The 9,762-nt window shown below is 67.9% G+C and carries 6 protein-coding genes; all 6 read right to left on the minus strand.

Translation table 11 applies throughout. From position 1 onward, the window contains the following. Positions 1–4 precede the first annotated feature (4 nt). The gene (locus KIH27_RS11840; protein WP_214093146.1) at positions 5–652 is read right to left on the minus strand and encodes a TIGR02234 family membrane protein; all 648 of its coding nucleotides are present in this window, start codon (positions 650–652) and stop codon (positions 5–7) included. Further along, positions 645–2,198 carry an anthranilate synthase component I gene (locus tag KIH27_RS11845; protein WP_214093147.1) on the minus strand — a complete coding sequence of 518 codons (1,554 nt, stop codon included), beginning with the start codon at positions 2,196–2,198 and terminating at the stop codon, positions 645–647. The genes KIH27_RS11840 and KIH27_RS11845 overlap by 8 nt, the downstream gene beginning before the upstream one ends. Before the next feature lie 91 nt (positions 2,199–2,289). Beyond that, a complete protein-coding gene (locus KIH27_RS11850; RefSeq protein ID WP_214093148.1) occupies positions 2,290–4,023 on the minus strand; it encodes an AMP-binding protein in 1,734 nt (577 codons plus the stop codon). Between the two features lie 22 nt (positions 4,024–4,045). Then, positions 4,046–5,194, minus strand: coding sequence for an acyltransferase PE (gene pe / locus KIH27_RS11855; RefSeq protein ID WP_214093205.1), 1,149 nt, complete (start codon positions 5,192–5,194; stop codon positions 4,046–4,048). Between the two features lie 68 nt (positions 5,195–5,262). Then, entirely contained in the window at positions 5,263–8,259 is a 2,997-nt protein-coding gene (locus KIH27_RS11860) for an MMPL/RND family transporter (protein WP_214093149.1), read from the minus strand. 28 nt (positions 8,260–8,287) lie between these two features. Then, the gene (locus tag KIH27_RS11865; RefSeq protein WP_214093150.1) at positions 8,288–9,709 is read right to left on the minus strand and encodes a condensation domain-containing protein; all 1,422 of its coding nucleotides are present in this window, start codon (positions 9,707–9,709) and stop codon (positions 8,288–8,290) included. Positions 9,710–9,762 lie beyond the last annotated feature (53 nt).

The raw sequence follows: 9,762 nt of genomic DNA on the forward strand, positions 1-9,762 counted from the left end.
GGTGTCACCGGCCCTCATCGGCGGCACCGTCGGACGTCCGTTCGGTCGGGTCGCAGCCCTCGTCGAGGGCGTCCCAGATCATCCGTTCGGACAGTTCCGCGGCCGGGCCGGCGGATTCCGCCCCCTCACCCCGGGCCGCCGACCGGCGCGCCCCCGGGGCGGCGTACTTCGCGGTGGCCGCGGCGCCGGCCGACGCCGAACGCATCAGCAGCGCGGCGCCGATAATCGCGCAGACCCCGGCTACCAACGTCAGCACAGCGCCGGTCGGGCGGCGCTCAGCGCTCAGCAGTGCGGTCAGCGGGACGCCCGCGATGTCCAGCGCCCGAAGTTCGATGTCCCGGGCCACCCAGATGCTGACGGCCAGGTAGCCGCCGGCCAGGCTCGCCACGGCTGTCAGCACCGCCAGCAGCCGCAGTTTCCAGCCGCGGACCGCCACCGCCGCGATGGCCGCCGCCAGGCAGAGCAGTGCCAGCGGCAGCAGCGCCGTCGACCAGGATGCGCCGGTGACCGCGACCTGCCGCGGCTGCCCGAGGCCGTCCGAGGACCGGATCACCACCCACGGCAGCCGCGCCGCGGCCCACAGCCCGCCCGCCGCGGCCAGCAGCAGCAGTTGGGCCACCCGCAGGGCACGCCGGCCGTCGGACTCACCCATCGCGGCCGGGCACCGTCAGCGTCTCCGCCGCCGCGATCGCCGCGAGCACCGCTCGGGCCTTGTTCGACGACTCGGTGTACTCGTAGGGGCCGTTGGAGTCGGCCACCACCCCGCCGCCGGCCTGCACGTAGGCGGTGCCGTCGCGCATCAGCGCGGTGCGGATCGCGATCGCGAAGTCGGCGTTGCCGGCGAAGTCCAGGTAGCCGACCACCCCGCCGTACAGGCCGCGCCGGGTCTGCTCGACCTCTTCGATCAGCTCCATCGCCCGCACCTTCGGCGCCCCCGACAGGGTGCCGGCCGGGAAGCAGGCGGTGACCGCGTCCAGCGCGGTGTTGCCGTCGGCGAGCTCGCCGGTGACGGTCGACACCAGGTGCATGACGTGGCTGTAACGCTCGATGTGGCTGTAGTCGCGGACCTCCACGGTGCCCGGCACGCACACCCGGCCCAGGTCGTTGCGGCCCAGGTCGACCAGCATCAGGTGCTCGGCCCGCTCCTTGTCATCGTTGAGCAGCTCCTTACCCAGCTGCTCATCCTCCGCCTCGGTCGCGCCGCGCCACCGGGTGCCGGCGATCGGGTGGGTGGTGGCCCGCCCGTCCTGCACGGTGACCAGTGCCTCCGGGCTGGAGCCGACGATCGAGAACGCGACCTCGGCTCCGTCGTCGGCGGGCACCTGCAGCAGATACATGTACGGGCTGGGGTTGGAGACCCGCAGCATCCGGTACACGTCGATCGGGTCGGCGTCGGTGGTCATCTCGAAACGCTGCGACGGCACCACCTGGAAGGCCTCACCGGCTTCGATGTCGCCGACCAGCCGCTCGACGATCCGGCCGTATTCGTCAGGCGTGCGCTGCTCGCGATAGTGCGGATCGGGGCGACTGAACGCGGCCACCGTCGACTCCAGCGGCCGGCTCAGCGCGGCGGTCATCACGTCCAGGCGGGTCAGCGCGTCGTCGTAGGCCTCGTCGACGTGCTCGTCGGTGCCGTTCCAGTTCACCGCGTTGGCGATCAGCGTGATCGTGCCCTCGTGGTGGTCGACCGCGGCCATGTCGGTCGCCAGCAGCAGCAGCATGTCGGGCAACCCGAGGTCGTCGACCGCCAGTTCCGGCAGCCGCTCGAGTCGGCGCACCAGGTCGTAGGCGAAGAACCCGACCATCCCGCTGGTCAGCGGCGGCAGCCCGGGCGGTGCGACGGTGTGCAGCAGGCTCAGCGTCTCCCGGAGCGCGATCAGCGGGTCCCCGCCGGTGGGGGCGCCCTGCGGTGCCGCACCGAGCCAGACCGCCTCACCGTCACGCACGGTCAGCGCCGACGGCGCCCCGGCGCCGATGAACGACCACCGCGACCACGAGCGGCCGTTCTCCGCCGACTCCAGCAGGAAGGTGCCGGGCCGGCCGGCGGCGAGTTTGCGGTACGCCGACAGTGGTGTCTCGGCGTCGGCCAGCACCTTGCGGGTCACCGGAATCACGCGGTGCTCGGCGGCCAGCGCACGGAAGTCCTCCCGCGACACCGTGCCGGTACTCGAAGCGCTAGCGGTTTGCACGCCCCTCATCCTCCCAGACGCGTGCCGTGGCGATCGCAAGCGCGGCGGAGTCGGGCGCAGCGGGTCGCCGCGCATTACACCCAGCCCCTCGGTCGCTTGGTCAGGCGTCCAATCGGGTGAACTGACCGCGGCGGTACCGCTCCCCGCAGGCGGCGCGCCGGATCTTGCCGCTTGTGGTGGTCGGGATGGACCCGGCCGGGACCAGGACGAGGTCGGCGACGTTCAACCCGTGCACGGTGGAGATCGCCGAGGTGACGTCGGTTTTGACACCGTCGAGCCAGGTCGCCGCCTGCTGATCGGCACCGTCCGGTTCCTTGAGTTCGACGATGGCGACGAGGTGCTCGGTGCCGTCCAGTGGCACCGCGATCGCCGCGACCCGGCCGTGGGTGATCTGCCGGATCGTCGCCTCGATGTCTTCGGGGTAGTAGTTGCGTCCGCGGATGATCACCAGGTCCTTGATGCGGCCGACGATGAACAGCTCCGACCCGGAGATGAACCCCAGGTCGCCGGTTCGGAGCCAGGGCCCCGCCGGCGTACCGGGTGACGGGTCGGCGAGTGTCGCGCCGAAGCACTGCTGCTCGGCCGGCGGTCGGCGCCAGTAGCCTTCCGCGATGTTGTCGCCGTGCACCCAGATCTCACCGACCGCGTCCTGCGGGAGTTCGCGCTGCGTGCTGCCGTCGACGATCCGCACCGCGGGTGAGTGCGGCACCGCGTACCTGACCAGTGCGGTGCCGGTCCCCTCCGCGCACCGCGTGACCCGGGCCGCGGACGGGTCTCCGAGATCGAAGTGCGCCGCCGGCGAGGATTCACTCCAGGAACCGGTCGCCACGAAGACGGTCGCCTCCGCCAGGCCATAGGACGGGCGGATCATGTCGTCTCGAAAGTTGAAGTGCGCGAATCGATCCACGAACCGCTGCAGGGTGGCCGGTTCGACACGTTCGGCGCCGCTGATGATGCCCAGTACCCCGCCGAGATCGAGTCCGGCGAGGTCGGCGTCGGTTGTCTTCCGGGCGGCCAACTCGAAGGCGAAGTTGGGCGCCGACGACCACGCGTGCGGATTCTCGGCCAGTGATCGCATCCAGCGGGCCGGTCTTTCCAGGAATGCGACCGGATCGGACAGTTCCGAGCGGAAGCCGCCCAGGATCGGTGCGCAGACTCCCAGCATCAACCCCATGTCGTGGTACAGCGGCAACCACGACACCATCGTGGTGTCCGGTGGGAGCTTCGTGTTGGTGAAGTAGCCGCGCATCAACTGGTCGAAGTTCGCGGTCACGTTGCGATGCGTGATCATCACGCCGGTCGGCGAACGGGTCGACCCGGAACTGTATTGCAGATACGCCAGGTCTGGCAGATCGGTTGCCGGAGTGCCGATTCCACCGTCGGCGTGCAGATTCAGCCGATCCATCTCGACGATCTTCGGCGCGGTGTCGACCCGTGACTGATCGACGTGATTGCCCACCTCCGCCGCGACCGCCGACGTCGTCAGAACGACGACGGGCGCCGTGTCGGCAAGCACTGAACCCACCCGTTCGTGACTCGCTCCGCGATACGGCAGCGGAAGCGGGACCGCGATGAGTCCGGCCTGCAGGGCTCCCAGGAATCCGACGACGTAGTCGAGGCCCTGGGGTGCCAGGATCACCGCCCGGTCTCCGGCCGCCCCGTGCAGGCGGAGTTCACGTGCCATGTTCAGCGTTCGGCGCGCCAACTGCGACCAGGTGACGCTCTCGCGAACACCGGCGACGTCGCGCTGGTAATCGGTGAAGGTGAAGGCGACGTCATCGGGCCGCAGGCTGGCGCGTCCGTGCAGGATTGAGATCAGCGATGACTGCGCCATCAGATGTTGGTTCGCATCCGCACTAGTTACCCGGCTCCGTCTGCTGACGTTCCGGCGAGCCCATGCCGCCGGACAACACCGACATCGCACCGTTGAGTATCTGCGAGAACGGATCGGCGCCACCGCCGAACGTCGCCTGCGTGGCAGGTGCGGTGACCGCGGCCGGGTCGAAACCGTTCACCGGGTCGACCTGGATCGGCGCGGTGGCCGGGTCGTCGTTGCGGGAATAGCCGGCATTGACGCGCGGGGCCAGGATCGCGTCGAGTTGGTTCAGCGTGTCCTCGGGAACCCCGACGTACGCCAGCGGCATCACCAGCGGCAGGTGCTTCTCCGGGATGAGGTAGGTCGTCGTCGTCGCGCCGCGGGAGTTGACCGTCGTCCGGATGTTCTGCGGCGGCACCATGCTCGGGTTGGTGAAGGCCACCGCGGTATGACCGGTGGCCAGCCCCAGCAGCGTGTTGGCGAGGGCGAACAGGTTGTCCGGCCGGTCCGGGAAGTCGGCGATCGAGTCGTAGGCGGAGACGAAGATCTTGGTGTCGTACTGGCTCTCGAACGGCGGTGGGATCCGGTAATCCATTGCCGGGACGACGCTGCCGACCGGGAACATCGCGGTCAGGAAGCTCTGCCCGAACGCGTGGCGCGCAATCGGATCGCCGAACGTGGCGAAGCTCAGCCGGTCCGGGGGTGGGGCGGTCGGGTCGTTCGCCAGGCGCGCCTGTTCGGCCTCCAGCACCAGCGAACCCTCCGACAGGCCGATGGCGGTGCCCGGGCCGCCCCGGCGGATCGCGGCGTCGAGGTTGCCCTCCCCCTCGTCGACCGACTCGCCGATGCTGGGGCCGTTGACGCCCAGACCCGGGAAGCTCTCGTCGAGTTTGCCGATGCCCGGGAAGAGCCGTTCCAGCACGTGGCCCTGGACCTGCCCCGCCGGGTAGCGGACGATCTGTCGCTTCAAGCCGGGAAACCACTCGTCGCCCTCACGGCGGATGTACTCGTCATAGGGGATGCCGAGTACGTGGGCGCCCCCGAGTGCGTACGCGGTCCCGCCGGTCGCCGTCCCCGGAGTCTGCGTGTCGTCGGTCGGCGTGTCGTCGCCGGTCGCAGACCCGACGCCGAAGCAGCCTGCGGCGCAGACCGTCACCAGCGAGGTCACCCCTGCCAGTAGCTTCTTCATCCGTACCCCCAGCCGTTCGGCTTCGCTCTGCAGTGTCACACAGATCACCTCCTGGTCGCCAACATGTTTCATCCGCCGTGTCCGGTCGACGGCGACACCGCGGATCCGGCCCCGAGGCGCGACGGCCACCACGCCGCCTTCCCGAGCAGTGCGGCGATCGCGGGAACCGTCACGGTCCGCACCAGGAAGGTGTCCAGCAGGATCCCGACGCCGATCACGAAACCGCCCTGGACCACCGTGCCGATGTGGGAGAACAGCAGGCCGAACACCGACGCGGCGAAGATCAGGCCCGCCGCGGTGATCACGCCGCCGGTGGACCCCAGTGTGCGAATGACCCCGTAGCGAACGCTGTGCGGCGACTCGTCGCGTAATCGTGAGACCAGCAGCATGTTGTAATCGGCCCCCACCGCCACCAGCACCACGAACGCCAGCGGCGGCACTGACCAGTGCAGTTCCTGACCCAGAATGAATTGGAACACCACGACGCCGATTCCCAGTGCTGACAGATACGAAATCACCACGGAAGCAATGAGATACAACGGCGCGATGATCGCGCGCAACAGTGCTATCAAGGTCAGCAGCACAACGGCCAGGGTCACCGCGATGATGAATCGGATGTCGTGCCGGTAGTAATCCCGGGTGTCGGCCAGACTGACCGGGTATCCCGCCATCGTCACGGTGGCGTCCGCCAGCGCGGTGTTCGGTTGCGCTCCCCGGGCTGCCGCGCGAATCGCGTCGACCTGATCCATGGCCGCGCTGCTGAACGGATTCAGCCTGGTCTGCACGATGTAGCGCACCGAGTGGCCGTCCTGCGAGATGAACATCCTGGCGGCCTCTTTGAACTGCTTCAAGTGCAGTATCTGCGACGGGATGTTGAATCCCGCCATCGTCGGTTGCGCCGCTTCTTGTTTCAGCATCAGCAGGAACATCGCCGAGTCGCCGAGCATGACGCCCATTTCCTTGACGCGGCTCACGAGTTCTTCCACACCGTCGGCAACCTGCCTGCTGCCGCCGGCCAACCGATCCGCACCGGTTCGCATCTGGTTCAGGTTTCCCTGCAGCCCGCCGGGCCGATCCATGCCCATCGAGTGCATCACCCTGGTGAGGTTCGTCAGCGCGGCCCGCACCCGGTCTATCGACCCGGTCAGCGACTTCCGGTCCGGGTAGGACTGCAACTGCTGGGCCAGGTCGCCGATCGCGTCGAGGTCTTCGCGATCATTGGTTTCCAGCATCCGCTCGAACTGTCCGCGGGTGGCGACGCACGATTCGCTGCCGTCACACACCGGGTTGGCCTGCAGTGCCGCCAGCACCGGACCTATCCAGGTGAACATGTCCCGGCCGGCCGAGAAATTCCAGCCCATGGCGTTACTGAGCGAGTTCACGTGGTCGACCAGTTTGGCTGCGGTGTCGACCTCCTTGACCAGGGTGTCGCCGCTGTACTGCCCGCGCATCGCGGAGAAGGAATCCACCACGCTCTGGATGCCGGCGCTGAACTGTCTGATCTGGGTGCGCACATCGGCGAGGTTGTCGGCGAGGGTGTCCGCCCCGTCGACCAGCCGGTTGAGGTCAGGGGTCCGGTCGTTGATCTGGTCGGATCCGTCGCCCAGAAACGCGCCGATGGCGCCGGCCTGGTAGGTGGCCCGGAATTCGTCGGGTACGACGCCGGTGGGGCGGGTGACGCCGCTGACCGCGGCGATGTTCGGCAGCTGGCTGACCCGATCGGCAAGCTGCTCCAGATCGGCCAGCGCCTGCGGCGTGCGCAGGTCCTGCGGTGACTGGATGAGGATGTACGACGGGATCAGCTGGTTCACCGGGAAGTGCCGCTCCAGGGCGGTGTAGCCGATGGAACTCGGGACGGTGGACGGCAGCGCCTTGCGGTCGTCGTAGTTGTACCGCACCAGCCCCGCGTAACCGGCCAGCACCATCAGCACCAGCAGGCTCGCCACTAGGTGCAGCTTCGGCCGCCGCACGATCCGGATGCCCGACCGCCGCCAGAACCGCGCGGTGAGTTCCCGACGGGGTTTGACCCAGCCCCGGGGACCGGCGACCGTGAGGATCGCCGGCAGCAGCGTGACCGCGGCCAGGAATGCGACGCCGATACCGATCGCCGAGGACGTTCCGACCGTCTTGAACACACCCATCCGGGCGAATCTCATCAGCAGGAAGGTGATTCCCACGGTCGCCGCCGACGCCGCGATCACCTTGCCGATCGAGACCATCGCCTCGGTCACCGCCCGGTCGTACTCGGCGCCGGTCCGTAAATGGTCGTGATAGCGGCTGATCAGGAAGACCGCGTAGTCCGTTCCGGCGCCGGCGATCATCGCGCTGAGGAAGACGATGGACTGATTGGAGACGCCGGATCCGGTCAGTTCGGAGAATCCGGCCACCGCCGCCTGCGCGATCACCACCGAGACCCCGATGGTTATCAACGGCAGCAGCATGGTGACCACGCTGCGGTAGATCACCAGCAGGACGACGAGTACCAGAACGGTGATCGCCAATTCGATCACCGTCCGATCCCGATCGCCCACAACGGTGAGGTCGGCGACGGTCGCGGCGGGGCCGGTGAGGTTCGCCGTCAACGGGGTTTCCGCGACGATGCCCTTGACGATGTCACCGATGTGGTTGAAGGCGTTGTAGGACAGCGGCGTTCCCAACTCGCCGGCGACGCCGACGGGAATCACCCAGGATTTGTTGTCCTTGCTGGTCACGATCGAACGCAACGGCGGCGTGCTGACGAAATCCTGCACCATCACCACGTCGTGTTCGTCGGCGCGCAGTGCGGCGACCAGTTTGCGGTAGACGGCCTCGTCGTCGGGACCCAACCCGTTGTCGTCGGTCAGAACCACCAGCAGCAGGTCGTCGGAACCGGCCTCCTGAAACGTCTCGGCCATCTGCCGGGCCGCGACACTCGACGGCGCATCGGCGGGCAGGATGGCAAGCGGGTGCTGCTGCGCCATCACCGTCAGGGAGGGCAGGGTCAGCGGCAGGGCGATCGCAGCGGCGATCCAGGCGGCTATCACCACCCAGGGCCAGCGCACCACGAAATTCGCTAGGCGTCGCATGTCGTCCCCGCTCCGATCGGCCCCGTCACTATGCGACGCGTCCCCAGTGCCCGCTGTCGGCGACCCGGATGCAGACCGAGCGCATCGCCGCCATATAGCGGGCGACCGATTTTCGGGCGACCGGATTATCAGGGTGCATGATCGCCATCATCGTGCCCTCCCGGTAGCGGAAGACGTAGATCGTCAATTGATACGAATACCGACCGTCGGGATAGATCCCGATGTTGTTCGCGAGTCCCAGGTCGGCAGCGGCCAGGATCGCGTTGAGCGGCGCCGCACCGCCGTGTAAGAAGTTCGACACCGGAAAGTTCGCCTGCGGCCACTTGAGCCACGGCGCCAATTCCAGAACCCGGTAGTACGGCACCTTGGCCATATCCAGGCCTGAATCGAACGAGGTCTGCGCCGCCCACGCGGCATCCGCGAAGGACGCCGCAGCGATCGGCACGGTGATCGGGATGAGGCCGGTGAACCAGCCCTGCGTCATGAAATTGTCCGAGGCGGTCCGCGAATCCCGCGGTGTCAGTCCGTAGTACGTGAGGACACCGGTGAATTCGTGTTCGACGAGAGCCAGGCAGGCGAACAAGCCGCCCACGAAACGCGCGCCGGCCGCCGTACAGGCCGCTTCGAATCGCTCCGCCTGCTCCGGGCTCATCAGCAGTTCGGAGGTCATCTCGCTGCGGGTCGCATCCGATCGGGTGCCCAGCGGCAGTGGGAACTCCGGGAAGCTCCCATTGTTGTTCTCCGCGAAGTCAATCCACGCGCGGACCTGCGGCGAATCCAGGGTCAATCCCGACGTGTACTCACGTTCCCGGGAGCAGAAATCGTCGAAGCTGCCGGCGGCGGGGAGTTCGAAGGGCTTGCCGTCCTGGCTCAACGCCGTATACATCCCGTTGGCCTCGAGCATCGTCGTGCCGATCAGCGTCGCGTCCCCGTGCACATGATCCATCGCGGCGAAGAACGCGAAACGGTCCGCGCTCTGGACGATCCCGAAAGTGAAGCAACCCCATTCGAGGGGATTCGGTATCGCGGTGACGTGCTCGCGTATCTGCTCCACCGTCATTTCACCGTGGTCGACCGGCACGAATTCGATGTCCGCGGGATCACTCAGGCTGCGCCGGACGAATTCCCCGTCGCCGGTGTCCTCGAACCAACTGCGGAACGTATCGTGCCGGCGCAGGTACGCGTTGAGCGCGTGATTCATTGCGGCGACGTCACATTGGCCGGGCAGTTCACAGCTGGCGATGATCTGGCGGGAGAACCCCAGCCCCGCGGCGGTCTGCTCGTGATAGTTGCGAAGATGCTGGCGCTGCATGTAGCTGACCGGCACCGGGCTGACCGGCGCCTGCCGGGCTTTATCGAGTGCCGTGGCGGTCGGGCGCCAGGAGATGACGGTGCCGGGGGTCAGCACCCATTCATCGAGTGCACCGATCGTGATTTCCCCGATACGCAAGACGTCTCCCCCTTGGCTTGAGCAGCTCCGACACCCCGCTCGACATGAGCGGT

It is taken from the genome of Mycolicibacter acidiphilus (assembly GCF_018455725.1).
GTDB classification, from domain to species: domain Bacteria; phylum Actinomycetota; class Actinomycetes; order Mycobacteriales; family Mycobacteriaceae; genus Mycobacterium; species Mycobacterium acidiphilum.

Bases quoted from the DNA above. Each gene is read 5' to 3' on its own strand.
- KIH27_RS11840 (WP_214093146.1), bottom strand. From the start codon at position 652: ATGGGTGAGTCCGACGGCCGGCGTGCCCTGCGGGTGGCCCAACTGCTG.
- KIH27_RS11845 (WP_214093147.1), bottom strand. From the start codon at position 2,198: ATGAGGGGCGTGCAAACCGCTAGCGCTTCGAGTACCGGCACGGTGTCG.
- KIH27_RS11850 (WP_214093148.1), bottom strand. From the start codon at position 4,023: ATGGCGCAGTCATCGCTGATCTCAATCCTGCACGGACGCGCCAGCCTG.
- pe (WP_214093205.1), bottom strand. From the start codon at position 5,194: ATGAAGAAGCTACTGGCAGGGGTGACCTCGCTGGTGACGGTCTGCGCC.
- KIH27_RS11860 (WP_214093149.1), bottom strand. From the start codon at position 8,259: ATGCGACGCCTAGCGAATTTCGTGGTGCGCTGGCCCTGGGTGGTGATA.